General features: G+C 68.0%; 25 protein-coding genes. 13 read left to right on the top strand and 12 right to left on the bottom strand.

Going from position 1 to position 26,374, the window contains the following annotated elements; all coding sequences use genetic code 11:
• Positions 1-23: 23 nt before the first annotated feature.
• The 6 genes from ACM0M4_RS01335 to ACM0M4_RS01360 all read left to right on the top strand — a co-directional run bounded on the left by ACM0M4_RS01335 (position 24) and on the right by ACM0M4_RS01360 (position 6,082).
• Complete coding sequence (locus ACM0M4_RS01335) at positions 24-1,322, top strand: MFS family transporter (RefSeq protein ID WP_003101889.1); 1,299 nt, start codon at positions 24-26, stop codon at positions 1,320-1,322.
• Positions 1,323-1,344: 22 nt separating this feature from the next.
• Entirely contained in the window at positions 1,345-2,724 is a 1,380-nt protein-coding gene (locus ACM0M4_RS01340; RefSeq protein WP_023109543.1) for a 3-carboxy-cis,cis-muconate cycloisomerase, read from the top strand.
• Between the two features lie 14 nt (positions 2,725-2,738).
• Positions 2,739-3,530 carry a 3-oxoadipate enol-lactonase gene (gene pcaD, locus ACM0M4_RS01345; RefSeq protein ID WP_003084070.1) on the top strand — a complete coding sequence of 264 codons (792 nt, stop codon included), beginning with the start codon at positions 2,739-2,741 and terminating at the stop codon, positions 3,528-3,530.
• Between the two features lie 10 nt (positions 3,531-3,540).
• Complete coding sequence (gene pcaC, locus ACM0M4_RS01350; protein WP_003084072.1) at positions 3,541-3,942, top strand: 4-carboxymuconolactone decarboxylase; 402 nt, start codon at positions 3,541-3,543, stop codon at positions 3,940-3,942.
• A gap of 174 nt (positions 3,943-4,116) precedes the next feature.
• Complete coding sequence (locus ACM0M4_RS01355; protein ID WP_003084073.1) at positions 4,117-5,058, top strand: LysR family transcriptional regulator; 942 nt, start codon at positions 4,117-4,119, stop codon at positions 5,056-5,058.
• Positions 5,059-5,248: 190 nt separating this feature from the next.
• A complete protein-coding gene (locus ACM0M4_RS01360; protein ID WP_054375678.1) occupies positions 5,249-6,082 on the top strand; it encodes a hypothetical protein in 834 nt (277 codons plus the stop codon).
• Between the two features lie 542 nt (positions 6,083-6,624).
• Here ACM0M4_RS01360 and ACM0M4_RS01365 read toward each other — a convergent pair.
• The gene (locus ACM0M4_RS01365; protein WP_003101875.1) at positions 6,625-7,971 is read right to left on the bottom strand and encodes a 4-hydroxybenzoate transporter PcaK; all 1,347 of its coding nucleotides are present in this window, start codon (positions 7,969-7,971) and stop codon (positions 6,625-6,627) included.
• 305 nt (positions 7,972-8,276) lie between these two features.
• Here ACM0M4_RS01365 and ACM0M4_RS01370 point away from each other — a divergent pair, with 305 nt between their 5' ends.
• The 4 genes from ACM0M4_RS01370 (at position 8,277) to ACM0M4_RS01385 (ending at position 12,208) form a co-directional block, all read left to right on the top strand.
• Positions 8,277-9,056, top strand: a complete 780-nt coding sequence (locus tag ACM0M4_RS01370) for an IclR family transcriptional regulator (protein ID WP_003101874.1) — start codon at positions 8,277-8,279, stop codon at positions 9,054-9,056.
• A 242-nt stretch (positions 9,057-9,298) separates the two neighbouring features.
• Positions 9,299-10,342: a Gfo/Idh/MocA family protein gene (locus ACM0M4_RS01375; RefSeq protein ID WP_031631615.1), complete on the top strand. Its 1,044-nt coding sequence runs from the start codon at positions 9,299-9,301 to the stop codon at positions 10,340-10,342.
• A gap of 22 nt (positions 10,343-10,364) precedes the next feature.
• A complete protein-coding gene (locus tag ACM0M4_RS01380; protein ID WP_003084082.1) occupies positions 10,365-11,180 on the top strand; it encodes a sugar phosphate isomerase/epimerase family protein in 816 nt (271 codons plus the stop codon).
• A 149-nt stretch (positions 11,181-11,329) separates the two neighbouring features.
• Positions 11,330-12,208, top strand: a complete 879-nt coding sequence (locus ACM0M4_RS01385; RefSeq protein WP_003084083.1) for a DMT family transporter — start codon at positions 11,330-11,332, stop codon at positions 12,206-12,208.
• Between the two features lie 25 nt (positions 12,209-12,233).
• On the opposite strand, the gene ACM0M4_RS01390 is transcribed toward ACM0M4_RS01385, so the two are convergent.
• Positions 12,234-13,499 (bottom strand): OprD family porin, encoded by a 1,266-nt coding sequence (locus tag ACM0M4_RS01390; protein WP_003110226.1) that lies wholly within the window; start codon positions 13,497-13,499, stop codon positions 12,234-12,236.
• Between the two features lie 65 nt (positions 13,500-13,564).
• Complete coding sequence (locus ACM0M4_RS01395) at positions 13,565-14,890, bottom strand: MFS transporter (RefSeq protein WP_073653855.1); 1,326 nt, start codon at positions 14,888-14,890, stop codon at positions 13,565-13,567.
• 546 nt (positions 14,891-15,436) lie between these two features.
• Here ACM0M4_RS01395 and quiC point away from each other — a divergent pair.
• A complete protein-coding gene (gene quiC / locus ACM0M4_RS01400) occupies positions 15,437-17,341 on the top strand; it encodes a 3-dehydroshikimate dehydratase QuiC (RefSeq protein WP_023118991.1) in 1,905 nt (634 codons plus the stop codon).
• Positions 17,342-17,433: 92 nt separating this feature from the next.
• Entirely contained in the window at positions 17,434-18,102 is a 669-nt protein-coding gene (locus ACM0M4_RS01405; protein ID WP_003101858.1) for a TetR/AcrR family transcriptional regulator, read from the top strand.
• A 39-nt stretch (positions 18,103-18,141) separates the two neighbouring features.
• Here ACM0M4_RS01405 and ACM0M4_RS01410 read toward each other — a convergent pair whose 3' ends face one another.
• The 4 genes from ACM0M4_RS01410 to pobA form a co-directional block, all read right to left on the bottom strand.
• Positions 18,142-18,996: a shikimate dehydrogenase gene (locus ACM0M4_RS01410; RefSeq protein WP_014602360.1), complete on the bottom strand. Its 855-nt coding sequence runs from the start codon at positions 18,994-18,996 to the stop codon at positions 18,142-18,144.
• On the bottom strand, positions 18,993-19,439 hold the full coding sequence (gene aroQ, locus ACM0M4_RS01415; RefSeq protein WP_003106162.1) for a type II 3-dehydroquinate dehydratase: 447 nt from the start codon (positions 19,437-19,439) through the stop codon (positions 18,993-18,995). The genes ACM0M4_RS01410 and aroQ overlap by 4 nt, the downstream gene beginning before the upstream one ends.
• 116 nt (positions 19,440-19,555) lie before the next feature.
• Entirely contained in the window at positions 19,556-21,061 is a 1,506-nt protein-coding gene (locus ACM0M4_RS01420; RefSeq protein WP_003123834.1) for an MDR family MFS transporter, read from the bottom strand.
• Positions 21,062-21,235: 174 nt separating this feature from the next.
• A complete protein-coding gene (pobA, locus tag ACM0M4_RS01425) occupies positions 21,236-22,420 on the bottom strand; it encodes a 4-hydroxybenzoate 3-monooxygenase (RefSeq protein WP_003121662.1) in 1,185 nt (394 codons plus the stop codon).
• A gap of 177 nt (positions 22,421-22,597) precedes the next feature.
• Here pobA and ACM0M4_RS01430 point away from each other — a divergent pair, with 177 nt between their 5' ends.
• Positions 22,598-23,464 (top strand): helix-turn-helix domain-containing protein, encoded by an 867-nt coding sequence (locus ACM0M4_RS01430; protein ID WP_003123837.1) that lies wholly within the window; start codon positions 22,598-22,600, stop codon positions 23,462-23,464.
• Here the strand turns inward: ACM0M4_RS01430 and ACM0M4_RS01435 are convergent.
• From ACM0M4_RS01435 to ACM0M4_RS01455, 5 genes are all read right to left on the bottom strand, one after another.
• A complete protein-coding gene (locus ACM0M4_RS01435) occupies positions 23,461-23,907 on the bottom strand; it encodes a GNAT family N-acetyltransferase (protein ID WP_019371337.1) in 447 nt (148 codons plus the stop codon). The genes ACM0M4_RS01430 and ACM0M4_RS01435 overlap by 4 nt on opposite strands.
• 77 nt (positions 23,908-23,984) lie before the next feature.
• On the bottom strand, positions 23,985-24,419 hold the full coding sequence (locus ACM0M4_RS01440) for a CBS domain-containing protein (RefSeq protein WP_003112686.1): 435 nt from the start codon (positions 24,417-24,419) through the stop codon (positions 23,985-23,987).
• A 154-nt stretch (positions 24,420-24,573) separates the two neighbouring features.
• Complete coding sequence (locus ACM0M4_RS01445; protein WP_003118118.1) at positions 24,574-25,215, bottom strand: suppressor of fused domain protein; 642 nt, start codon at positions 25,213-25,215, stop codon at positions 24,574-24,576.
• A 264-nt stretch (positions 25,216-25,479) separates the two neighbouring features.
• Positions 25,480-25,767: a hypothetical protein gene (locus ACM0M4_RS01450; RefSeq protein WP_025270812.1), complete on the bottom strand. Its 288-nt coding sequence runs from the start codon at positions 25,765-25,767 to the stop codon at positions 25,480-25,482.
• Between the two features lie 91 nt (positions 25,768-25,858).
• Entirely contained in the window at positions 25,859-26,335 is a 477-nt protein-coding gene (locus tag ACM0M4_RS01455; RefSeq protein WP_003145040.1) for a MarR family winged helix-turn-helix transcriptional regulator, read from the bottom strand.
• Positions 26,336-26,374 lie beyond the last annotated feature (39 nt).

Consider the following 26,374-nt stretch of genomic DNA (forward strand, 5'->3'; position numbering starts at 1 on the left):
GACCCTGTCGAGAGAACAACAGCATGACTGCCCCTGTTCACCAGTACAGCAACGAAGAACGCCGCAAGCGCATCTTCGCCATCGTCGGCGCCTCCTCCGGCAACCTCGTGGAATGGTTCGACTTCTACGTCTACGCCTTCTGCGCGATCTACTTCGCACCGGCCTTCTTCCCCTCCGACAACCCCACGGTGCAGTTGCTGAACACCGCCGGGGTCTTCGCCGCCGGCTTCCTCATGCGCCCCATCGGCGGCTGGATGTTCGGCCGCATCGCCGACAAGCACGGGCGCAAGACCGCCATGCTGATCTCGGTGGTGATGATGTGCGCCGGCTCCCTGGCGATCGCCTGCATGCCCACCTACGCCAGCATCGGCACCCTGGCGCCGGCGCTGCTGTTGCTGGCGCGGATGTTCCAGGGCCTGTCGGTGGGCGGCGAGTACGGCACCAGCGCGACCTACATGAGCGAGGTGGCGCTCAAGGGCCAGCGCGGCTTCTTCGCCTCGTTCCAGTACGTCACCCTGATCGGCGGACAGTTGCTGGCGGTGCTGGTGGTGGTGATCCTGCAGCAGTTGCTGAGCGAAGACGAACTGCGCGCCTGGGGCTGGCGCATTCCCTTCGTGATCGGCGCGATCACCGCGGTGATCGCCCTCTGGCTGCGGCGCTCGCTGAACGAGACCGCTTCGAAGTCGACCCTGGAGCGCAAGGAATCCGGCACCTTCGCCGAGCTGTTCAAGCACAAGCGGGCCTTCTTCACCGTGCTCGGCTTCACCGCCGGCGGCTCGCTGATCTTCTACACCTTCACCACCTACATGCAGAAGTACCTGGTCAACACCGCCGGGATGAGCGCCAAGACCGCCAGCGCGGTGATGACCTTCGCCCTGCTGGCGTACATGCTGATGCAACCGCTGTTCGGCATGCTTTCCGATCGCATCGGGCGCAAGACCTCGATGCTCTGGTTCGGCACCCTGGGCACGCTCTGCACCCTGCCGATCCTGCTCGCGCTGAAGACCGTGAGCAGTCCCTACATGGCCTTCTTCCTGATCATCCTGGCGCTGGCCATCGTCAGCCTGTACACCTCCATCAGCGGCCTGATCAAGGCCGAGATGTTCCCGCCGGAGGTGCGCGCCCTCGGCGTCGGAGTGTCCTACGCGGTGGGCAACGCGATCTTCGGCGGCTCGGCCGAGTACGTCGCCCTGGGGCTGAAGTCGGTAGGGATGGAGAACGTCTTCTACTGGTATGTTTCAGCCATGTGCCTGCTGGCGCTGCTGGTCTGCGTGAGCCTGCCGGACCTGCGCAAGGTCAGCTACCTGAACGACGAGCCCTGACGGGCCGGGAAAAGGAAAACCGATGAGCGACATACCCGCCAACCAGTTGTTCGATGCCTATTTCATGGCGGCGCCGATGCGCGCGGTGTTCTCCGACCGCGGCCGCCTGCAAGGCATGCTCGACTTCGAGGCCGCCCTGGCCCGCGCCGAGGCGCGCACCGAGGTGGTTCCCGCGACGGCGGTGGCGCCGATCGAGGCGGCCTGCCGCGCCGAACTGTACGACCCGCTGGCGCTGGCCGAGGCGGTCGCCACTGCCGGCAACTCGGCGATCCCGCTGGTCAAGGCGCTGGGCCGCCAGGTGGCGGCTGGCGACGCCGAGGCCGAGCGCTACGTGCATCTCGGCGCCACCAGCCAGGACGCCATGGACAGCGGCCTGGTGCTGCAACTGCGCCGTGCGCTGGCCTTGCTCGAGCAGGATCTGCAACGTCTTGCCGAGGTCTTGGCGGACCAGGCCGAACGGCATGCCGACACGCCGCTGGCCGGGCGCACCTGGTTGCAGCACGCCACCCCGGTGACCCTGGGCATGAAGCTCGCCGGCCTGCTCGGTGCCTTGACCCGGCACCGCCAGCGCCTGCGCGAGTTGCGCCCGCGCCTGCTGGTGCTGCAATTCGGCGGCGCCTCGGGGACGCTCGCCGCGCTCGGCGAACAGGCCCTGCCGGTGGCCGCGGCGCTGGCCGAGGAGCTGGGCCTGGCTTTGCCCGAACAACCCTGGCACACCCAGCGCGACCGCCTGGTGGAATTCGCCAGCGTGCTCGGCCTGGTGGCCGGTAGCCTCGGCAAGTTCGGTCGCGATGTCAGCCTGCTGATGCAGACCGAGGCCGGCGAGGTCTTCGAGCCGGCCGGCGCCGGGCGCGGCGGTTCCTCGACCATGCCGCACAAGCGCAACCCGGTGAGCAGCGCGGTGCTGATCGCCGCCGCCACCCGTGCGCCGGGGCTGGTCTCGACCCTGTTCGCGGCGATGCCGCAGGAACACGAGCGCAGCCTCGGTCTCTGGCACGCCGAGTGGGAAACCCTGCCGGAACTCTGTTGCCTGGTTGCCGGCGCGCTGCAACAGGCGATCGGCCTGCTCGAAGGCCTGGAGGTGGACGCCCAGCGGATGCGCCGCAACCTTGGCCTGACCCACGGCCTGGTGCTCGCCGAGGCGGTGAGCATCGCCCTGGCCCGCCGTATCGGCCGCGAAGCCGCGCACCATCTGGTGGAACAGTGCTGCCGCCGCGCCGTCGAGCAGCGCCGCGAGTTGCGCGCGGTGCTCGGCGAAGAGGCGCGGGTGAGCGCCGAGTTGTCCGGCGACGAACTGGACCGCCTGCTCGATCCCGCCCATTACCTCGGCCAGGCCCGCGCCTGGGTCGAGCGCGCGCTCGCCGAACACCATGCCCTGGGCTTCGAACCCCATCCCGCCTGACTGGAGATCCCTTCGTGCCAACCGTACGCCTCGCCGACGGCGACCTGAACTACTCCCTGGAAGGACCGGCCGGCGCGCCGGTCCTGCTGTTGTCAAACTCGCTGGGCACCGACCTGGGCATGTGGGACACGCAGATCCCCGCACTCACCGCCCATTTCCGCGTGCTGCGCTACGACACCCGCGGCCACGGCGCCTCGCTGGTCACCCCCGGACCGTACGCCATCGGCCAGCTCGGCGCCGACGTGCTTGCCCTGCTCGATGCCCTCGAGCTGCCGCGCGTGCATTTCTGCGGGCTGTCCATGGGCGGCCTGATCGGCCAGTGGCTGGGCATCCACGCCGGCGAGCGGCTCGGCCGGCTGGTGCTGTGCAACACCGCGGCGAAGATTGCCAGCGACGAGGTCTGGAACACCCGCATCGATACCGTCCTGAAAGGCGGCGAGCAGGCCATGCGTGACCTGCGCGACGCCTCGGTGGCGCGCTGGTTCACCGCGGGCTTCGCCGAGCGCGAACCGGCGCAGGTCGAGCGCATCGTCGCGATGCTCGCGGCCACCTCGCCGCAGGGCTACGCGGCCAACTGCGCTGCGGTACGCGACGCCGATTTCCGCGAGCAGCTCGGGCTGGTCCAGGCGCCGACGCTGATCGTCGCCGGCAGCCACGATGCCGTGACCACTCCGGACAACGCCCGCTTCATGCAGGCGCGCATCGCCGACGCGCAGTTGGTCGAGTTCGCCGCCGCGCACCTGTCCAACGTCGAAGCGGGCGACGCCTTCAGCCGCCGCCTGGTCGATTTCCTGCTGTCCGCCTGAGGAGCCGCCGATGGACGAGAAACAACGCTACGAAGCCGGCATGCAAGTGCGCCGCGCGGTGCTCGGCGACGCCCATGTCGAGCGCAGCCTGGCCAACCTGACGCCGTTCAACGAAGAGTTCCAGGAAATGATCACCCGCCACGCCTGGGGCGACATCTGGACCCGTCCGGGGCTGCCGCGACACACCCGCAGCCTGGTCACCATCGCCATGCTGATCGGCATGAACCGCAACGAGGAACTCAAGCTGCATCTGCGCGCGGCGAAGAACAACGGGGTGAGCCGCGACGAGATCAAGGAAGTGATCATGCAGAGCGCCATCTACTGCGGTATTCCCGCGGCCAACGCGACCTTCCACCTCGCCGAATCGGTGTGGGACGAGCTTGGCGTGGAGTCGCAGCAGGCGTCCCGGTAGGTCGCCGGCGGCGCTAGCGGTAGGGCGAATGGCGTCGCAGGCGTTATCCGCCGATACCCCGAGGGCCAACGGCGGTTATCCGTCCTGCGCGTGGGCCGGCAAGGCGGCGCTTCCCCTTGCCAATCGCCGGCGTTTCCCGGAAGGTCGACAGCTCCGTCATCCCTTCGGTCCGCCATGAGCCGCAAGCTGCATATCCACGCGCCCGCGATCCACTACTTCGACATGGTTCGCCGCTGCCATTCGATCCGCGAAGCCGCGCGGCGCCTGAACGTCGCCTCGTCGGCGGTGAACCGGCAGATCCTCAAGCTGGAGGACGAGATCGGCGCGCCGCTGTTCGACCGCCTGCCCGGCGGCCTGCGCCTGACCGGAGCCGGGGAGATCTTCGCGCGCCACGTCACCGTGGTCCTGCAGGACATGGAGCGCGTGCGTTCCGAACTGGACGCGCTGCAAGGCCTGCGCACCGGCCATGTGGAGATCGCCACCATCGAAGCGGTGACCAGCGACCTGCTGCCCTGCGTGCTCAAGGCGATGCGCGAACGCTACCCGGACATCACCGTCGGCGTCACCCTGCTCGGTTCCCAGGCGATACCCGAGGCGGTGAGCAGTGGCGCGGTCGACCTCGGCCTGGCCTTCGCCCTGCCGCGCAGCGCCGACCTGCAACAGGTCAGCGTCGGCCATTTCCGCCTCGGTGCCATCGTCTCCCCGCAGCATCCGTTGGCGCGACACCAGGCCATCGCCTTCGCCGATTGCGTCGAACATGGCCTGATCATGGCCAAGAGCGAGCTGTCCATCCATCACCTGCTGGCGCCGCTCCAGCGCCGTTTGCGCGAACCGCGCCGGGCGGTGCTGGAGAGCAGCTCCCTGGAGCTGTCGCGACAACTGGCGCGGCGCGGGCTCGGCGTCGCCTTCCAGACCCGCCTGGGGATCGAGGCCGACATCGCCCAGGGCGAGCTGCGTTTCCTGCCGCTGAAAGACAATGGCGGCATCCACAGCGACCTCGGCCTCTACGTGCGCACCGGCCGTTACCTGCCGGTGGCGGTGGACGCCCTGGCCCGGCAGATCGCCGAGGAAGTGCGCCTGCGCGAGCGCGAGGAAGCGCGCCTGAACGAGGCCTGAGCGGCGCTCGCGCCGATGCCAGACGGCTTGCCCGAGCTTGCTTGTTCGCTGATGCCGTTTCGGCATCGGTATGTTCGATATTCTGTTCTTTGGTCAGCGCGGCGAAGTGCCGATACTGCCCCGCGACCCCGGCGCGAAACCGGGGGCTGAGTCGCCACAAGAACAACAAGCAACCAGCAGGACACACAGCATGAAGAAGATGATGCAGGGCGCCGCCGCCCTGATCGCGCTCGTCGGCGCCGGGGAGAGCATGGCGCTGGAATGGATGAGCAACAGCGTCGGTTTCCGTTACGGCCAGCAATTCACCAACCCGAACAACCCGGACAAGTTCGCCAAGCGCATCTACAGCTTCACCCACGCCGACGGCTATCGCTACGGCAGCAATTTCTTCAATCTCGATGTGTTCCTTTCCGACAACCGCGACCCGCGCAAGGGCACCGACCATGGTGGCAGCGAAGTCTATGCGGTCTACCGCCACCAGCTCTACGCTTCGCGGGTGTTCGACCGGCCGCTGGGCACCGGCCTGGTCAAGGACTACGCCTTCACCCTGGGCTTCGACGCCAGCCGCAACAACAACCTGGCTTCGGCCAAGAAGCGCGCCCTGGTGTTCGGCCCGACCCTCAAGTTCAACGGTCCCGGCGTGCTCGACCTGAGCCTGCTCTACTACCGCGAGAAGAACCACTTCGGCGTGCCCGGCGCGCGCCATCCCGACCACACCTTCGACACCACCTACATGCTCAACCTGACCTGGATGCGGCCGTTCAAGGTCGGCAACCATGCGGCGAAGTTCCAGGGCTTCGTCAACTACGTGGGAGAGAAGGGCGAGGACTACAACGACAAGGACACCGCGGCGGAAACCCTGGTCCGCACCGCCCTGATGGTCGCCGCCCTGCCAGGCGACAAGCGCCAGCCGAACCTGTGGCTCGGCGTCGGCTACGAGTATTGGCACAACAAGTTCGGCGTCGACGGTGGCACCGGCAGCCGCACCTCGACGCCGACGTTGAACGTGGAATTCACCTTCTGAAGCGAAGCGCCGTCGCCCTACGCGATGCCGCCAACCCTGGGGTGGGGCGGATAACGCCACCGGCGTTATCCGCCGATACACCGAAGCCCGGCGGCGGATAACCGCAAGCGGTTATGCGCCCTACGCGATGCCGACCCCTGGGGTAGGGCGAATAACGCCACCGGCGTTATCCGCCGATACACCGAAGCCCGGCGGCGGATAACCGCGAGCGGTTATTCGCCTTACGCGATGCCGCCCCCTGGGGTAGGGCGAATAATGCCATCGGCGTTATCCGCCGATACACCGAAGCCCGGCGGCGGATAACCGCAAGCGGTTATGCGTCCTACGCGATGCCTACCCTTGGGGTAGGGCGAATAACGCCATCGGCGTTATCCGCCGATACACCGAAGCCCGGAGGCGGATAACCGCAAGCGGTTATTCGCCTTACGCGATGCCGCCCCCTGGGGTAGGGCGAATAACGCCACCGGCGTTATCCGCCGATACACCGAAGCCCGACGGCGGATAACCGCAAGCGGTTATTCGCCCTACGCGATGGGGCAGCTTCACCCCGCATCCGCGTGACTGACCAACCCCTTCAGCAGCACCGCGGCGGTGGCCAGTGCAGCCGGCAGCACCAGGGCGGTCAGCACCTGTTCGAAGTTCCAGCCCAGGCCCAGCAGGGTGGCGCCGATCCAGGCGCCGAGGATGGCGCCGAAGCGGCCGATACCGAGCATCCAGGAGACCCCCGTGGCCCGCCCCTGGGTCGGATAGAAGCGCGCCGCCAGCGACGGCATCGCCGACTGCGCGCCGTTGATGCACATGCCGGCCAGCAGCACCAGGGTCGCCAGCAGGGTGACCTGGCCGAGGCTCTGGCCGACGCACCAGGCGAACACCCCCGCCAGCAGGTAGAACAGGCCGATCACCTTGTGCGGGTTGAAGCGATCCATCGCCCAGCCCACCGCTACGGCGCTGAGCACCCCGCCGAACTGGAACAGCGCGCCGATGAACGCCGCCTGCTCCAGGCTCGCGCCGCTATCGCGCATCAGGGTCGGCAGCCAGCTGGTGAGCAGGTAGACGATCACCAGGCCCATGAAGTAGGTCAGCCAGAGCAGCAGGGTGCCGGCGCTGTAGGTACCGGAAAAGATCACCGCGAACACGTTGCGGGCCTGCACCGTCTGCTGCTCGGGGACGTGGAAACTCCGTGCCAGCGCCACCTGCGCCGGGGCGATGGGGGCCAGCACCTGGCGTACCCGCTCGCTGCCGCGGTTGCGCACCACCAGGTAGCGCGCCGATTCCGGCAGGCGGAACAGCAGGACTACCGCCAGGACCAGCGGTAGCAGGCCGCCGAGCAGCAGCAGGCTGTGCCAGCCGAACAGCGGGATCAGCTTCGCCGAGACGAATCCGCCGCAGGCCATGCCCAGGTTGAAGCCACAGAACATGCTGGTCACCAGCAGCGACTTGAGGCGCTCGGGGGTGTATTCGGAAAGCAGGGTGGTGGCGTTGGGCATCGCCGCGCCGAGGCCGAGGCCGGTGAGGAAGCGCAGCGCCAGCAGTTGCTCGACGTTGGTGCTGTAGGCCGAGGCCAGGCTGAACAGGCCGAAGAGGAAGACCGCCGCGACCAATACCAGCTTGCGTCCGTAGCGGTCGGCCAGCGGTCCGGAGCCGAGGGCGCCGAAGACCATGCCGATCAGCGCGGCGCTCATCACCGGCCCGAGGCTGGCGCGGTCGATGCCCCAGTCCTGGGTCAGCGCCGGAGCGATGAAGCCCATCGCGGCGGTGTCGAGGCCATCGAGGAAGACGATCAGGAAGCACAGCAGGACGATCCGCCATTGGTACGGCGAAAGCGGCTGGGCATTGATGAAGGCTTGCACGTCGAGTCGTTCGACGGCGGGCAGGCTGGGGCTGTTCATGGGACGGGTTCCGCGGCGAGAGTGAGGGCGTGGGACGAGGGTCGGACGCGTGGCTCAGGTGCAGGCGGCGGAAGGCAAGGCGTGCTGCGGCATGTCGGGATTCCCCTGTTGTTTTTGTAGCGGAGGCGCTCGGCCTGCCGGGGTGCAGACACATTACGGAGGGCCATGGGGAGTGGCAATCCGATAATCGTTTATCGGTTCGCTGATCGAACGAAACCCTGTGAAATCTCGACCTTCGCCAGGCTGTGAAAATCCGGAACCAGATTCTAGAATCCTGCCTTTCCTCGACTCAGGAACGCCCCTCCATGGCCGGTAGCCTCATCGAACGCGCCCTCGGCTTGCTCGAACTCCTCGCCAGCGATGCCCGTGGCCTGCCCCTGCAACAACTGGCGGACCGCCTGGATATCCCCAAGAGCGCCGCGCACCGCATGCTCGCCGAGCTGATCCGGCTCGGCTACGTGCGCCAGGACGACGACACCAGCCGCTACCGCCTCAGCACCCGCCTGGCCGCGCTGGGCTTCCGCTTCCTCGCTTCCAGCGGGGTGGTCGACCTGGTCCAGCCGGTGCTCGACGGGCTCGCCCGGGAGACCGGCGAACTGGTGCGCCTGGGGGTGATCGAAGGCGATCGCCAGACCTGGATCGCCAAGTCCCAGGGCGCCACCTCCGGGCTACGCTACGACCCCGACATGGGGCGCGAGGCGCCGCTGTTCTACACCGCATCCGGGCACGCCTGGCTGGCCAGCCTGAGCGACAAGGCGGCGCTGGCGCTGGTGGAGCGCCAGGGCGTAGGGGCGGCGCGGGACTTCGGTCCCAACGCGCCGCGCTCCAGGAGCGAGCTGCTGCGCTACCTGAAGCGCGCCCGCGAGCACGGCTATGCCTGGCAGATCGAATGCTCGGCGCCGGGCATGGCGGCGATGGCCGCACTGGTGCGCCACCCCGAGGACGGACGGGCTCTCGGCGTGCTCAGCGTGGCCGGGCCGAGCGCACGCTTCGGCGAGGCGCGCATGCACGAACTGGCGCCCCTGCTCCTGGCCGCGGCGCAGGACCTGTCCCACGCCAGCCAGGCGTCCGAGCTGTTCCGCTGAGCCATCCGGCCCGGCCCCAGTCCTTTCCCGACATCAGCGTTCGAATAGCGAACGCTTTCTTGCCTGTCACGAGCCCGCATGCGGCGGGCCTTTCCGCACTTCCATGGATGCCCCGGCGGTAGTGCCGTCTCGAAGCGCTCTTGCGCGGGGCCAGCCATTCGTTCAAATAATCTCCCTCGCTAAATCTGGAACGGCGTTCTGGAATCTTGAAGCGAACAAGAAAACAACGATTGGGGACCGCCTTGGACGCACCGCTTCGCATCGCCCTCATCGGCGCCGGCAATATGGGCCGCCAGCATTACCACCGCTTGCAGCGAATCGCCGGCGCGCGCCTGTGTGCGGTGGCCGATCCCCAGGGCCAGGCGTTCGCCGCGGACGCCGGCGTGCCCTGGTTCGGCGATCATCGGAGGTTGCTGGAAGAAGCCCGGCCGCAAGCGGCGATCGTCGCCAATCCGAACAACCTGCATGTCGCCACCGCCCTCGACTGCCTCGCCGCCGGGGTGCCGCTGCTGCTGGAAAAACCGGTCGGCGTGCAGCTCGACGAAGTGAGCGAGCTGGTGGCCGTCGCCCGGCGATCTGGCGTTCCGCTGCTGGTCGGTCACCATCGTCGGCACAATCCGCTGGTCGTGCGGGCGCGCCAATTGATCGCCGAGGGCGCGCTCGGTCGGTTGCTGTCGGTCACCGCGCTCTGGCAGTTGAAGAAGCCCGACAGTTATTTCGAGGTGGCCTGGCGTCGCGAGCCCGGCGCGGGAATGTTGCTGACCAACCTGATCCATGACCTCGACCTGCTCCGCCACCTGTGCGGGGAAGTGCGGGAGGTGCAGGCGCTGGCCGGCAACGCTATCCGTGGCCTGCCCAACGAAGACAACATCGCGCTGCTCCTGCGCTTCGCCAATGGCGCCCTGGGCAGCCTGACCGGTTGCGACGCTGCGGCGGCGCCCTGGAGCTGGGAGCTGGCAGCCGGGGAGAACCCGGTCTATCCGCGCCAGGCCGAGCAACCCTGCTACCTGCTGGCCGGCACCGAGGGTGCCCTGAGCCTTCCCCAGCTCCGCCGCTGGCGCTACGCCGAGGCCCGGCAGGGCTGGCACGACCCGCTGGCGGCCAGCGTGGAGGCCGTGGCGGCAGGCGACCCCCTGCAACGCCAGCTAGAGCACTTCGTCCGGGTCGCGCGGGGCGAGGAAGCGCCATTGATGGATGCCACCGACGCCGCTCGCACCCTGGCGCTGGTCGAGGCGGTTCGCGAGGCCGCGCGCAGTGGCCGGGCCTGCGCGCCGGCCAGTTTCTGAACCGCTGACGATGAGGTAGTGCATGGAATCGAGGATTCTTTCCCTGGCGGCGCTCACCGTGCTCGAGCTGTCGCCCCCGGACATGGTCGAGGCTGCCGCCCGCGCCGGCTACAGTCATGTCGGCCTGCGCCTGGTGCCGGCCACCGTGGAAGAGCACCACTATCCGCTGCTGGCCGATGCCGGCCTGCGCCGGCGGACCCTGGCGCGGCTGCGCGACAGCGGAGTGCGCACGCTGGACGTGGAGATCCTGCGCCTGCGTCCGGACACCCGCGTCGGCGAGTTCGCCGCGGTGCTGGAGGTCGGCGCCGAGTTCGGCGCGCGCTATGTGCTGGTGGCCGGCAACGATGACGACGAACGGCGCAGCGCGGACAATTTCGCCGCGTTGTGCGACCTGGCGCGGCCGCTCGGCCTCGACCCGCACCTGGAGTTCATGCCCTGGACCGGGATCCGCGACCTGCGGCAGGCCGCGCGGGTGGTCGAGGCGGCGGCGCGGGACAACGCCGGCCTGTTGCTGGACGCCTTCCATTTCGACCGCTCGGCCAGCAGCCTGGAAGACCTGCGGGCGATCCCGCCTGCGCGCCTGGGCTACGCGCAACTCTGCGATGTCGTCGGGCCGCGTCCGACGTCGATGGACGAAATCCTTCGCCAGGCCCGCGAGGAACGGCGCTTCCCTGGCGATGGCGGGCTCGATCTGCTGGCGCTGCTGCGCGCCTTGCCGGAGAACCTGCCGCTGAGCCTGGAGGTGCCCGCGCTGGATCTGCTCGCGCGCGGCGTGGATGGCGCGGAGCGGGCGCGGCTGGCGATCGAGCGGACCCGGGCGCTGCTCGCCCGCCTGTAGCGCCACCGCGCAGGCAGGTTGCCCGTTTGCATAATGGAACGGGGTTCTATAGTTTCCAAACGTTGAAGCCGATCGTTTCTTTCCTCGATGGCGGGTACCGTCAGAATAAATAGCCTGCTATCGATTTGCCCTGGTGCCCGGACCCTCCGATGAACGCATCCACCTCCCCGCTGCCCGCCAGCGACCAGACCCTGCGCGGCATCCTGCTGATCTGTGCCGCGGTGTTCCTGTTCGCCAGCCACGACGGGTTGTCCAAGTTCCTTTCCGGTTTCTACCCGATCGTCATGGTGGTCTGGGCCCGCTACCTGGTGCACACCCTGTTGATGGTCGCCGTGTTCGTGCCGCGCAACGGCCTCGCGGTGATCCGCAGCCGCCGTCCGCTCATGCAGTTGGCGCGGGCGCTGTGCCTGATCGGCACCAGCCTGTTCTTCACCACCGGCCTGCGCTACCTGCCCTTGGCCGAGGCGACCGCGGTGAACTTCCTGGCGCCGCTGCTGGTGACCGCGTTATCCGTGCCGTTGCTGAAGGAGAAGGTCAGCCTCGGTCAATGGCTGGCGGTGCTCACCGGCTTCATCGGCGTGCTCTTCATCGTGCGTCCCGGTGGCGCGCTGTTCACCCCGGCGGCGTTGTTCCCGCTCGGCTCGGCGCTGTGCTTCGGGCTCTACCAGCTGCTCACGCGGATGCTCGCCAACAGCGACAGCCCGACCACCAGCAACTTCCTCGCCGGCATCTTCAACACGCTCATCATGAGCCTGCTGGTGCCGTTCTTCTGGCAGACCCCAAGTCTTCTCCACGGCCTGATGATGATCGCCCTGGGCGGTTGCGGCATGGGCGGCCACCTGCTGCTGACCCAGGCCTTCCGCCATGCGCCGCCGGCGACCCTGGCGCCGTTCAGCTATGGCCAGATCATCTTCGCCGGCCTGCTCGGCCTGCTGGTGTTCGGCCACGTGCCGGACGCCTGGTCGCTGCTCGGCATCCTCGTCATCTGCGCCAGCGGCCTGGTGGTCGCCTGGCGCCGTGGCCGCTGAACGCAACGGGGTCGGCGCGTAGGCTTCACAACAGGCTCAGCGGATAGCTGACGATCAGCCGGTTCTCGTCGAAGCGGGTATTGCTGCCCCAGTCGCGGCGCTGGCTGGAGTTGCGCCAGCGGACGTTGAGACGCTTGAAGGCGCCGCTCTGCAGCGTGTAGCCCAGCTCGCTCTCGCGTCCCCATTCGCTGCCGTCGTCGGTGACTCCGGCCAGGCGCACATGGTCGCCATGCAGGTAGCGGGTCATGAAGGTCAGGCCGGGTAGGCCGAGGCCAACGAAGTCGAAGTCGTAGCGCAGTTGCCAGGAGCGCTCGCCGGGATTGTCGTAGCTGGCGTTGTAGCTGTCGTTGGCCAGGGTTCCGCCGCTGGTGCCGTTGACCCGCATCCAGCCATCGTCGCCACTGACCTTCTGCAGGCCGAGATAGAGGGTATGCAGCCCGTAGCGCGCGGAGAACAGCGCGGAAACGGTGCGGTTATCGAGCTTGCCGGCGCGCGCGCTGCCAGCGTCGCGGCCACGGAAGCCGCCGAGGTTGGCGCCCAGCAGCCAGTCGCCGAGCGGCTGGCTGTGTTGCAGTTGCAGGTACTGTTGGCGGTAGATGTCCTTCAGCTCGGCGTTCCACAGGCCGAGCAGGCTGCGTTCGCCATTGAAGCGATATTCGCCGCCGGCGAAATCGAAGCGGTCGGAAGTGGCGGCTGGCCGGCCGAACAGCGACATGTCCTGCATGCTTGCGTCGTTGCGCGGGCTGTTGCCGCGGAACTGGCCGGCGTAGAGGGTCAGGCCGGCGATCTCGTTGGCGCTGAGCTGGCCGCCGCGGAAGGTCTGCGGCAGCGAGCGGCCATCGTCGGAGCGGAGGATCGGCAGCACCGGCATCCATTCGCCGATCTTCAGTTCGCTGTTCGACACGCGCAGCTTGCCGGCCACCGCCAGGCGTCCGAAGTCGTCGGCCGGGCGGCCGTCGTCGTGGGTTGGCAGCAGTTGGGTGCCGGCCGTTCCCTTGCCGCCATCCAGCTTCAGGCTGTAGAGACCGAGGACATCGAGGCCGAAGCCGACGCTGCCCTGGGTGAAGCCGGAGCGGGCGTCGAGGATGAAGCTCTGCGTCCACTCCTCGGCCTTGCCCTGGCTGGCATCGCCGACGAAGTTGCGGTGCAGGTGGAAATTGCGCGCGGTGAGGCTGGCCTTGGCATCTTCGAGGAAACCTTGCCCGGCATGGACGTGCCCGGCATGGACTGGCAGGCCGGCGCCCAGGCAGAGGGAAGCGCAGAGCGCGCGGACGTGGCTCGGGTGCGACATGGGAGTGTCCCTTCGTTCTTGTTCTCTAGGCAGGGAGGCGCCCGGCGAGCGCCGGGCGCTTGGACTCATGCTTCGATCCGGCGCGGGGCCATGAAGTACAGCCAGGTCAGGGCGATGAAGTACATCGCCGGGATCATGGTGAAAAGCACCGCGTAGTTGTTGTTCGTCGCGGTCAGTACGCCGCCGACGATCTGGGTCATGAACATCCCTCCCAGCGCCGCACACATGCCGCCGAAGCCGAACACCGTGCTCATCAGGTGCTTGGGCGTGTAGTCCATCACCAGGCTCCAGATGTTCGCCGTCCACGCCTGGTGTGCGCCGACCGCCAGGGCGATGGCCAGCACGGCGATCCACAGGCCGCTGGCGTTGGCGGCGAACACCACGCCGACGATGGTGCAGGCGAACAGCAGCATCGACAGCAGGCGCGCGCGGATCGCCGGCATGCCGCGGCCGATCAGCCAGGACGAAAGGATGCCGCCGCCGACGCTGCCGAAGTCGGCGGTCAACCAGATCAGGATCAGCGGGATGCCCATCTGCGTCACGCTGATGCCCAGGCCGTACTGCTGGTTGAGAAACGGCGGCAACCAGTAGAGGTAGAACCAGAACACCGGCGCGGTGATCGAGTAGGCCAGGGCGAAGGCCCAGGTGCCGCGGCGGCGGAGAATCTGCGAGAAGGGCACGCGGGTGGCGGGCGGCTCCTCCTGCTGCTGGATGTATTCCAGCTCGCTCTGCTTCACCCGCGGATGCTCCTCGGGGTTGTAGTAGTTGCGCCACCAGAACACCAGCCAGACCAGGCCCAGCGCCGACATGCAGAGGAACGCCGCCTGCCAGCCCCAGACGCCGAGGATCAGCGGCAACAGGGCCGGGGTGACCATCGCGCCGACATTGGTGCCGGCGTTGAAGATGCCGGTGGCCACCGCCCGTTCCCCGGCGGGGAACCACAGGCGGGTGGTCTTCACGCAGGCCGGGTAGTTGGCCGCCTCGGTCAGGCCGAGGATGAAGCGACAGACCATGAAGCCCGCCGCCGAGGTCGCCAGGCCGTGGGCGCCGGTGGCCAGGCTCCAGAGCAGCACGGCGAGGAAGAACGCGCGCTTGACCCCGACCTTGTCGATGAAGCGGCCCTGGAGGATGAAGCCGATGGCGTAGCCGACCTGGAACCAGAAGTTGATGTTGGCGTAGTCCATCGCCGTCCAGCTCATCTTCTCGGCCAGGATCGGCTGCATCACGCCGAGGGCGGCGCGATCGATGTAGTTCAGGGTGGTGGCGAAGAACACCAGGGCGAGCATGCCCCAGCGCGTCCGGCCGACGGCGAAGGCGTTGCGGATCCTGCCGCCGCGGGATTCCCGCGGGGCGTCGGCGGCGAACAGTCGAGAGCTGGAAGAGTGGATCATTGACGGGGCCATCCTTTCGGCGGCCGGCGCCTGGGCGCCCGGCCTGGATTTGTCGTTCTGGGTTGCACGCAGGCGGGCCAGGGGCCGCGCCGGTGTCAGCGGGCCAGGGGCGGTCGGGCCGGGCGAGCGGCGAGCGGACGGGATGGAGGGCGGACGGAGAGGTCGGCGATGGACATGAGCGGGTACCCGATTCTTGAAATTGTTATGTCGCGTGGGTTGCGCAGGTGCCCGGGGAAGAAGCGCGGAGCGCTTCCGGCAGATCGGGACGGCCTGCACGGGTGGCTGCGATGGTGCGCGATTGGTCGAAAAAGCGTCAATTCGATAATCGTGCTTCCGTTCGATATTCGAACGGAATACTAACCAGTTCGTACATTTTGCGTTGCCCGTCAGTTGGCGCAAACCAATAATCGGCTTGCCGGGCGAGCGGTCTCAGCGACCCGAAGTGGCTTCCCGGCGCATCCCGCGCGGGCTATCCGCGCCTCCGCCGTTCCGCCGCCGGCCCTCGCGCGGCGCCAGGCGCCGTAGGGCGCATTGAGGAGTCGAAGCATGCAGCGTTCGATCGCCACCGTATCCCTGAGCGGCACCCTGCCGGAAAAGCTCGAGGCCATCGCCGCCGCCGGTTTCGACGGGGTGGAAATCTTCGAGAACGACCTGCTTCATTACGACGGCAGCCCGCGCGACGTACGCCGGCTGTGTGCCGACCTGGGCCTGGAGATCCTGCTGTTCCAGCCGTTCCGCGACTTCGAGGGCTGCCGCCGAGAACGCCTGGGGCGAAACCTGGAGCGCGCCGAACGCAAGTTCGACCTGATGCAGGAACTCGGCACCGACCTGGTGCTGGTGTGCAGCAACGTCGCTGCCGATGCCCTCGGCGAACCGGCGCTGCTGGCCGATGACCTCCGGCAGTTGGCCGAGCGCGCCGCCGTCCGCGGCCTGCGCATCGGCTACGAGGCGCTGGCCTGGGGGCGCCAGGTGAACACCTGGGAGCAGGCCTGGGACCTGGTGCGGCGGGCCGACCAGGCGAACCTCGGGCTGATCCTCGACAGCTTCCACACCCTCTCGCTGGACGGCGATCCCCGCGGCATCGCCGATCTTCCGGGGGAAAAGATCTTCTTCGTGCAGATGGCCGACGCGCCCTTGCTGGCAATGGACGTGCTGGAATGGAGCCGGCACTTCCGCTGCTTCCCGGGTCAGGGCGGCTTCGACCTGGCAGGCTTCCTCGCGCCGGTCGTCGCGTCCGGCTATCGCGGTCCGCTGTCGCTGGAGGTCTTCAACGACGGCTTCCGCGCCGCGCCGACCCGCGCCAACGCCGTCGACGGCCTGCGCTCGCTGCTCTACCTCGAGGAGAAGACCCGCGAGCGCCTGCAACGCCAGACGCCGCACGTGGCGGTGGACGAGCTGTTCGCGCCGCCGCCGGCGAGCCTCTGCGACGGCATCGAGTTCCTCGAGTTCGCCGTCGACGAGACGCTCGGCGCGCGCCTTGGCCAGTGGTTGCAACGACTGGGCTTCGCCAGGGCCGGCGAGCACCGTTCGAAGAATGTCAGCCTGTTGCGCCAGGGCGACATCAACCTGGTACTGAACGCCGAGCCCTATTCCTTCGCCCACGGTTTCTTCGAGGCCCACGGACCGTCCTTGTGCGCCACCGCGCTGCGCGTGCGTGACGCCGGCCAGGCGCTGGAGCGCGCTCGTGCGTACGGAGGCCAGCCGTACCGCGGACTGCTCGGCCCCAACGAGCGGGAAATCCCGGCGGTGCGCGCCCTCGACGGCAGCCTGCTGTATCTGGTCGAGCGGCACACCGAGGGCCGCAGCATCTACGACAGCGACTTCTTGACGAACGACGCCGACACCTCCGGCCTCGGCCTGCGGCGCGTCGACCACGTGGCCCTGGCGCTGCCCGCCGAAGGCCTGGACAGCTGGGTGCTGTTCTACAAGAGCCTGTTCGACTTCGGCGCCGATGACGAGGTGGTGCTGCCCGACCCCTATGGCCTGGTCACCAGTCGCGCCGTGCGTAGCCCCTGCGGCAGCGTGCGCCTGCCGCTGAACATTTCCGAGGACCGCAACACCGCCATCGCCCGTTCGCTGTCCAGCTATCGCGGTTCCGGCGTGCACCACATCGCCTTCGATTGCGCCGACATCTTCGCTGCCGTGGCCCAGGCCAAGGAGGCCGGGGTCGCACTGCTGGAAATCCCGCTGAACTATTACGACGACCTCGCCGCGCGCTTCGACTTCGACGACGAGTTCCTCAGCGAACTGGCCTACTACAACGTCCTCTACGACCGCGACGCCCAGGGCGGCGAGCTGTTCCATGTGTTCACCGAGCCGTTCGAGGAGCGCTTCTTCTTCGAGATCCTCCAGCGCCGCCACGGCTACGCCGGCTACGGCGCGGCCAACGTGCCGGTGCGCCTGGCGGCGATGGCGCAAGCGCGGCGGGGTGTGCGCCGGGTCAAGCTGTGAGAATTGTCGGGGCTCCGGCAGGTGCTCTTCCTACAGCCGGGCGGGCCCCGCATAATCGGCCGCAATTCCCGCCGGCCACGAGTGAGTCACCGATGTCCAAGCCTGATCCCGCCGTCGTGGAGGAATCCGCTCCGCGCGGCAAGGGACGCAAGAACAATCCCGAGAAGACCCGCCAGGACATCCTCCGCGCCGCCATCGACGAGTTCGTCGCCCAGGGCCTCTCGGGTGCGCGGGTGGACGCCATCGCCGAGCGCACGCATACCTCGAAGCGGATGATCTATTACTACTTCGGCAGCAAGGAGCAGCTCTACCAGGCCGTGCTGGAGAAGCTCTACAGCGACATCCGCGGTATCGAGGGCACCCTGCGGCTGGGCGCGCTGCCGCCGGCCAAGGCGATGGAGAAGCTGGTGGAGTTCAGCTTCGACTACCACGACCGGCATGTGGATTTCGTGCGCATCATCAGCATCGAGAACATCCACAAGGGCGAGCACATCGCCAGCAGCGAACTGGTGCAGAGCGTCAACAGCTCGATCGTCCAGAGCATCGCCGAGATTCTCCGCCGCGGCGAAGCGGAAGGGGTGTTCCGCGCCGGGCTGGAGGCGCTCGACGTGCACATGCTGATCAGTTCGTTCTGCTTCTACCGGGTGTCCAATCGCTACACCGTGTCGCGGATCTTTCGCACCGACCTGCACGACGCCGAGGTTCGCCAGCGGCACCGGCGGATGATTGGCGAGGCGGTATTGCGCTACATCCGTGCCTGACTCCGGTCCCCTCTCCCCTTGGCGGGAGAGGGGCGCCATTCAGTCGCCCAGGCTGGCGAAGTGCGCCTGCATGCGCGCGGCGTCGGCCGCCACCCCGCTGAACAGTTCGAATGCCTTCACCGCCTGGAACACCGCCATGGTGCCGCCGTCCAGTGTGCGGCAGCCGAGGGCGCGGGCCTGGCGCAGCAGCTCGGTTTCCAGCGGAAAGTAGATCACCTCGGCGACCCACAGGTCGGCGCGCAACAGTTCCGCCGGCACCGGCATGCCGGGTAGCTTGGCCATGCCCACCGGGGTGGTGTTGACCAATCCCTGGGCATCGCCCAGGGCGCCGGCCAGGTCGCTGCCGGCGAGCGCTCGTGGCGCGCCGAAGTGCTGGTTGAGGTTGTCCGCGAGGGCCTGGGCCCGCGCCGGGTCGACGTCGAACAGGACCAGCCGCTCGACGCCCTCGGCGAGCAGCGCATGGGCCACTGCCGCGCCGGCGCCGCCCGCGCCCATCTGCACCACGCGCTGGCGCGGCGCGTCGGCCAGGCCGCGCCGAAAGCCCTCGGCGAAGCCCAGGCAGTCGGTGTTGTGGCCGATGCGCCGGCCATCGCGCAGCACCACGGTGTTCACCGCGCCGATGCCGCGTGCCTCGGCGGAGAGGTCGTCGAGCAGGGGGATGATCGCCTGCTTGCAGGGGAAGGTGACGTTCAGCCCGGTGAAGCCGAGGTCGCTGGCGGCGGCGAGCAGGAACTCCAGGTCGTCCGCCGACTTGCCCAGCGGGTCGAGATCGATCAGCCGGTACAGATAGCGGATGCCCTGGGCGTCGCCCTCGCGCTCGTGCAGGGCAGGGGTCCGCGACGCCTGGATGCCGGCACCGATCAGGCCGGCGAGAACCGATCGCGGCGCGCTCATGCGGCCGCCTCGAAACGCTCGGCGAAATGTTCCAGGGCCAGGCGGTAGCCGAGGCTGCCGAATCCGCAGATCACTCCCAGCGCCACCGGCGAGACGTAGGAGTGGTGGCGGAACGCTTCGCGCTGGTGGACGTTGGACAGGTGCACTTCGACCACCGGCAGTTCCACCGCGGCCAGGGCGTCGCGCAGCGCCACCGAGGTGTGGGTCCAGGCGGCGGGGTTGATGACGATGCCGGCGACCCGGCCGCGGGCCTGGTGGATCCAGTCGAGCAGTTGGCCTTCCTGGTTGGTCTGGCGGAAGTCCACGGCGAAGCCGCGCGTCTCGGCGAAGGCCGCGCATTCGTCGGCGATTTCGCCCAGGGTCCGCCGGCCGTAGGTCTGTGGCTCGCGGGTGCCGAGCAGATTCAGGTTGGGGCCGTTCAGGACCAGTACCGTGCGCGTCATGGCGCAGCCTCCACAGCAATGATGTCATCGATGCCGGGAAAATGTACCGAACGGTTACTTTTGTAAACCGGACGCCGTCGCCGACGGGACGAAAGCGTTCGATTATCGGCGTCCGCTCACTCGCCTGCCGTCGGTTGCGTCGCGCCGCGGCCGCGCAGGGTCATGTCGGGCAGTGCCGAGGCCACCGCCAGGCCGAGCAGCGCCACCGCCGCGTTGACCAGGAAGAGCACCTTGAAGGCATCCGCGAGGACATGCTGGAGGATCACCCGGGCCGGCCCGCTGGCGGCGTCCAGGCTGCTCAGCAGGGCGCTCTCGGAAAAGCCCTGGTCGAGCCCGCCGCCGATCCGCAGGTGCTTGAGCAGGGCCAGCAGGATCGCCGACATCAGCGCCACCCCGACCGCCCCGCCGAGGGAGCGGAACAACGTCGCGTTGCTGGTGGCGACGCCGATGTGGCGTTGCTCCACGGCGTTCTGCGCGGCCACCAGGCTGGTCGGGAACTGGGTACCGATGGCGATCCCGGTGAGCAGCATGCACAGCCCGGACAGCCAGTGGTCGCCGACCGGGACCAGGGCCAGGCCGGCGATGCCGCAGGGCAACAGGACGGCGCCGAGCAGGATCAGCGGCTTGTAGCGTCCCAGGCTGGCGGTCAGCCGCCCGCAGCAGTACGCGCCCAGCGGCAGGCCCATGACCAGCGGCAGCAGATGCAGCGCGGCGCTGTCGGCGCCGGCGCCGGTAACGCTCTGGTAGCGCAGCGGTACCAGCACGGTCAGCGAGATGGCCTGGAAGCTGGCGAAGAACGCAACCAGCCAACTGAGGGTGGCGGCGCGGACGGCGAACAGTTGCATCGGCACCAGCGGTTCGCGGAAGCGCCGCTCCTGGGCGACGAACAGCAGCAGGGCGAGCGCCGCCAGGGCGAACAGGCCGAGCAGCGCAGGGTCGCTCCAGGCTGCGCCCTGGCCGATCTGGGTGATGGCCAGGAGCAGCGCGGTGAGGCCCACCACCATCAGCACGATGCCCAGGTAGTCGATCACCGGTTGCCGGCGCGGCACCGGCAGGCCGACCAGGGTTCGCCGCGAGATGGCCAGCGCGAGAAGGCCGATCGGCAGGTTGATCCAGAATACCCAGCGCCACGACAGGTACTCGGTGAGCAGGCCCCCGAGCACCGGGCCGGCGACGCTGGCGATGGCGTACATGCTGCTGAAGTAACCCTGGTAGCGGCCGCGCTCGCGCGGCGGGACGATGTCGCCGATGATCGCCTGGCTCACCGCCATCAGCCCGCCCGCGCCGATCCCCTGCAGCACTCGCGCCAGCACCAGTTGGCCCATGCTCTGCGCGAGCCCGCAAAGCAGCGAGGCGGCGGTGAACACGACGATGGCGAAGAGCATCAGACGGCGGCGGCCGTAGAGGTCGCCGAGCTTGCCGTAGATCGGCATCGATACGGTCATCGCCACCATGTAGGCCGAGATCACCCAGGCCAGCAGGTCGAGGTCGGCGAAGTCGGCCGAGATCGCCGGCAGGGAGACGGCGACGATGGTCTGGTCGAGGGCGCTGAGGAAGATCGACAGCATCAGGCCGGCGAGGACGGTACGGACGGCGGGCGGGTTCTGGGCGAGATCGGACAAGACGGCACCTGGGGCGGACGGAACGCGAAGGCAGCGGGCATCATACTGCGCCTGGGGTCGGACAGGTGCCGCGGAGAATCGATCCGTGGGCCGTCTTTCGTCGATATTCGCCTGCGCCAACGTTGCGTCCCGCCTTGGGAAAGGTGCCCCGGCGTTGCGCCGGGGTGGCGCGGCCTACTCGATTTCCTCGTAGGGCAGGCCGACATAATTCTCGGCGATGGTCGCCAGGCCCGCCTCGGAGCCCAGGTAGTACTCCAGTTCGGTCTGCTGGATGCGCTGGCTGAACGCGTCGGTGTCGGGGAAGCGATGCAGCACCGAAGTCATCCACCAGGAGAAGCGTTCGGCCTTCCAGATCCGCCGCAGGCAGATTGCCGAGTAGCGTTCCAGCAGTTCGCCGCGCCCTTCGCGGTAGGCCTTCAGCAGCAGCCGGTAGAGCGTGCTGACGTCGCTGGCCGCCAGGTTCAGTCCCTTGGCGCCGGTGGGCGGCACGATGTGCGCGGCGTCGCCGGCGAGGAACAGCCGGCCATGCTGCATCGGCTCGACCACGAAGCTGCGCAGCGGCGCGATGCTCTTCTCCAGCGAAGGTCCGGTCACCAGTTTCTCCGCCACCTCGGACGGGAGTCGCGCCTTCAGTTCCGTCCAGAAGCGCTCGTCGGACCAGTCCTCGACCTTCTCCGACAATGGCACCTGCACGTAGTAGCGGCTGCGGGTGGCCGAACGCTGGCTGCACAGGGCGAAGCCGCGCGGATGATTGGCGTAGATCAGTTCGTGGCTCACCGGCGGGGTGTCGGCGAGCAGGCCGAGCCAGCCGAACGGATAGACCCGCTCGAAGACCTTCAGCCGCTCCGCCGGGATCGATTGCCGCGAGATGCCGTGGAAGCCATCGCAGCCGGCGATGTAGTCGCAATCCAGGCGCAGCCGTTCGCCGTCGCGTTCGAAGGTCACGTAGGGGCGCTCACCTTGCAGGTCGTGCAGGCGCACCTCGGCGGCCTGGTAGACGGTAGTGGCGCCGCAGGCTTCGCGGGCCTCCATGAGGTCGCGGGTGACCTCGGTCTGGCCGTAGACCATCACCGTCTTGCCGCCGCTCAGGCGCTTGAGGTCGATGCGCCGGCGCTGCCCGGCGAAGGCGATCTCCACGCCTTCGTGGACCAGCCCGTCGCGCGCCATGCGCCGGTCGACGCCGGCCTCGCGCAGCAGGTCGACCATACCCTGTTCCAGCACGCCGGCGCGGATGCGGCCGAGCACGTAGTCCGGGGTCTGGCGTTCGAGGATCACGTTGTCGATGCCGGCCTTGTGCAGCAACTGGCCGAGCAGGAGGCCGGACGGACCGGCGCCGATGATGGCGACTTGAGTCTTCATTGCGGATAGCCCTCTCGCTGTTATGGCTGGCCGGCGGCGCATGCGCCGGCGCTGATCTTGTCTGGAGGTGGCTGTATTTTTGTTTGCCGTGGAGTGCTATAGAAGGCAAATTGCCGATCTATTTCTGGACTTTTATAAAGTCTGTTCGGCAATCGGCCATTTCGCTCGGAGGGCTCGATGACGGATTCCATCCGCGACGTCCCGGTGTTCAAGCTCTACGGCGCTCCCCTCGAATGGCCGACCCCGGACCTGCTGCACTGCGAGTCGATCCCCGCCCGCAGTCGTCTGCACGACTGGGAGATCAAGCCGCACCGGCACGCCGATCTCGCTCAGTTGCTCTACGTGCGCAAGGGCTGGGCGCAGCTCCAGGTCGAGGGCGAGCCGACTCGCGTCGAGCAGCCTTCCATCCAGTTCGTACCGCCGTTGTGCATCCATGGCTTCCAGTTCTCCGAGCGCATCGACGGCTACGTGCTGACGCTCGCCGCACCGTTGCTGGCCCGCTTGCAGGCGCACCTCGGCGCGCAGCGCCAGGCGCTGGAGGCGCCGGGGTTGTACCCGGTGGGCGCGGACCGGCGCTATATCGACACGCTGTTCGACGCCATAGACGGCGAGTACGCCGGCGCTGCGCCGGCGCGCGAGCTGTTGTTGCAGTCGCTGATCGGCGTGCTGGCGGTGTGGCTGGGGCGGCAGGTGATGGTCCGGCGGGCGGAGGCACGGCCGGGTCGTGGTCAGGAATACCTATCGGCCTTTTCGCAACTGGTCGAGCGGCATTTCCGCGAGCACCTGGGAATCGACGAGTACGCGCGTCGCCTGGGCATCTCCCCGGCACACCTGAACAGCGTGGCGCGCCGCCTCAGCGGGCAGACCGCACTGGGCATCGTGCACCAGCGCCTGCTGCTGGAGGCCAAGCGCGACCTGGTCTACACGGCGATGACGGTGAACGAGATCGCCGACCGCCTCGGCTTCAGCGAGCCGGCCTACTTCACCCGTTTCTTCAAGCGCCTGAGCGGCGTCTCGCCGAGCGCTTTCCGCAAGGGCGACTAGTGTTCGCGGTGCAACTGGACGATCTCCAGCGCGCGTCCCTCGTCATCACGCGGGCGTCGGCCGCTCTCGACGAAGCCGCAGCGCGCATAGAACCCCAGCGCCTCGCGGTTGGCGGCGTAGACCTCGACTTCCAGCGCGCCCTTCAGGGTTGCCGCGTGCTCCACCAGTTGCCGGCCGATCCCGCGCCCGTGGGCCGCCGGAGCGACGAAAAGGCCGCCGATGAAGGCATCGAGCAGGCCGATGAAGCCCAGCGGCGTATCGCCGTCCAGCGCCAGCCAGGTTTCCGAGGCATCCAGATAATGATCGCGAACCAGTGCCTTCTGCTTCTGCAACTCGGCTTCGCCGAGGAAACCGTGGCCGACGCGCGAGGCCTCCAGCCAGATGGCCAGGGTGGCATCGCGGTCGGCGGGAATGTAGCGGCGGATTTTCAGCGGAGAGGACATGGCGGCAGCTCGCAACGGAAACAGCCGCGGATTATCGCGTGAGCCGGCGGGAAAAGGGTAGGTCCGGCATGTACGCTTCAGTCGCCGCGGATGTACTGTTCCAGTTGCTGGATCAGCTCGGCCTGCTCGGCGATCGCCGCCTTGACCAGGTCGCCGATGGACAGCAGGCCGAGCAACTGGCCGTCTTCCACGACCGGCAGGTGGCGCAGGTGGCGATCGGTCATCAGGTTCATGCAGGTGTCGACGCTCTGCTTCGAGTCCACGCTGACCACCGGCGCGCTCATGATCGCGCTGATCGGCGTACCGATGGACGAACGGCCCTTGAGGACCATCTTGCGCGCATAGTCGCGCTCGCTGACCACCCCTACCACCTCGCCATGGTTCACCACCAGCAGCGCGCCGATGTTCTTTTCCGCCATCAGGCGCAGGGCGTCGAGCACCATCTCGTCCGCTCCGATGGTGTACACCTGCTGGTTCTGCTTGGCGTTCAACAGTTGTGCCACGGTTTTCATACGCGCCCCTCCGGAGCCGTTCTCACGTCCAGCAAGAATCGTAGACGGCGAGCGGATCGGCAAGCGGGGAAAACGGCATCGAACCGATTGAAAAACGTCATCATCGCTTTCCCGACGAAGGTAGGGCCCGCGCTATTAGTCTTTCCCTGCGGGGCTAGTGCAGCACCCGTGCGAGCCCTTCCGGCGACTGGCCGGTGACGTAGCAATGGCGGTGCCGGTCGAGGCTGAGCGGGTGGCCGGCGTCGGTCAGCAGCCTGGCGATGCCCTCGAGGTGTTCCTTGACGTTCACCTGGTATTCCTGCTCGGTCAACGGCACGACCCACAGCAGGTCGACCGGATGCGCCGACAGGGCGAAGCCGTCGAACAGGGAGGCATCCTCCTCCAGCGGCGCCGGGAGGAGAAGGAAGTGCCGCAGCAGGCTCTGCTCGTAGAGCGGGAAGCCGAACGCCACCGCATGTCCATGTCCCAGGGCGAGGCGCTCGTGGAATGGCAGGCCGGCGAGCCATTGCAGGTGGCGCAGGTCATCGCCGCCCAGTTCGTCGAGATAGCAGATCAGCTCGGCGGACCAGCGCGCCTTGCCCATGTAGGGCGCGAAATGCATCGGTGCCTGGCTCATCCCGGCGGTGATCACCACATGGTGCGGCCGCCGGGTGCTTTCCAGGCGATAAGCGAAGACCGCCATTTCCGGCGCCGCTACGCAGTGTCTCCAGAAGTCCCGGCAATCCAGGGTCATGGCGGGCGCACAACCGAAATGGGCGTCGTATTTCTCGCGCAGCCGGGCGATGTAGTCGTTCATCTTCGGTCCTCTGGACTTAGCGGGTGGGGCCGGACATGGGGCGCCGGGGGCGCGGCCGTTTCCATGCGAGGGCAGACCAGTGATGGCTGATCCTGGTTGCCGTTGGGTGACCAATGGAATGCGAACGGCGACTGCCGAGAAATCGGCTCGTTCCGAGAGAGGCGAGAGGCTTTCCTTCTTGGTGCGTAGGAAAGCGCTGAGGGCAGCTGAGGGTATCTGTCGGGAACGGAAAAAAGCCCGTCGGGAACGGGCGAAGAGGGAAGCTTACCAGGGCAGCGGGAAGTGGCCTTCCGCGCGCAGGTAGTCAGGATCGGGGGTGAACGGGTCGATCTTCTGCCGCTCGTTGCAACCCTGGCGTTCGCAGTCCCGCAGGCGCTGCAACGGCGAGCGGTCGTCGCGCTGGATGCGGATGCCTGTGACAGGCGCGCCTTCGGAAAGGCTGTAGCTGCGGCCGCTCTCGCAACCGGGCAGGGTCAGGCAAAGGCAGAGGAGCAGGGTGGTGTGCGGGTGTCGTGGCATTGCGGGTCGAATGGGCTTGCGAAGGCCGCCCATGCTATCAATCGGCCAGCAAATAGGGGGCCGGATGGACAGTCCATGACCGGGATGAGAGTTGCTTCGCAAACCCGGAGATGCCCTCGAAAGGCTATTGCGTCACGCGGGAAAGCCCGTCGAAGGCCCGCAGCAACTTGCCCAGGACGAGGGTCAGCGCCTCTTCTTCCGGGCCGGCGCCGAGACCCGCCAGCAGCCTTTCGTCGAGCCCTGCGACCTGTGCCAGGGCCTGCTCGAACACCGCCTGTGCCGCGGGGCTGCGGCGCACCAGCACGGCGCGCCCGTCGTCCGGATCCGGCAGGCGGCTGACCCAGCCGCGCCGCACCAGCCGTTCGATGGTCCGGCCCAGCGCAGTGCGGTCGGTCTGTGAGTGCTCGATGAGCACGCTCATCGGCACGTCACCGTCGAAGGCGTGGATGATCCGCAACGCACGCCATTCATGCAGCCCCAGTTCGAGAGGGGCAAGCAGGGCGGTGAGTTGCCGTTCGCGCTGGCGGACGATCTCCGTCATCAGGTACAGCGGGCCTTGGGGCAGCCCCAGTGCGTTCGTCTCGGTCATTGGCCCGGTCACCTTCCTCGATCCTCTTTCGCCAGGGCGGGGATTGTAGCG

Origin of the sequence: Pseudomonas sp. 18-147 (assembly GCF_051048045.1) — a bacterium.
Lineage (GTDB): Bacteria > Pseudomonadota > Gammaproteobacteria > Pseudomonadales > Pseudomonadaceae > Pseudomonas > Pseudomonas aeruginosa.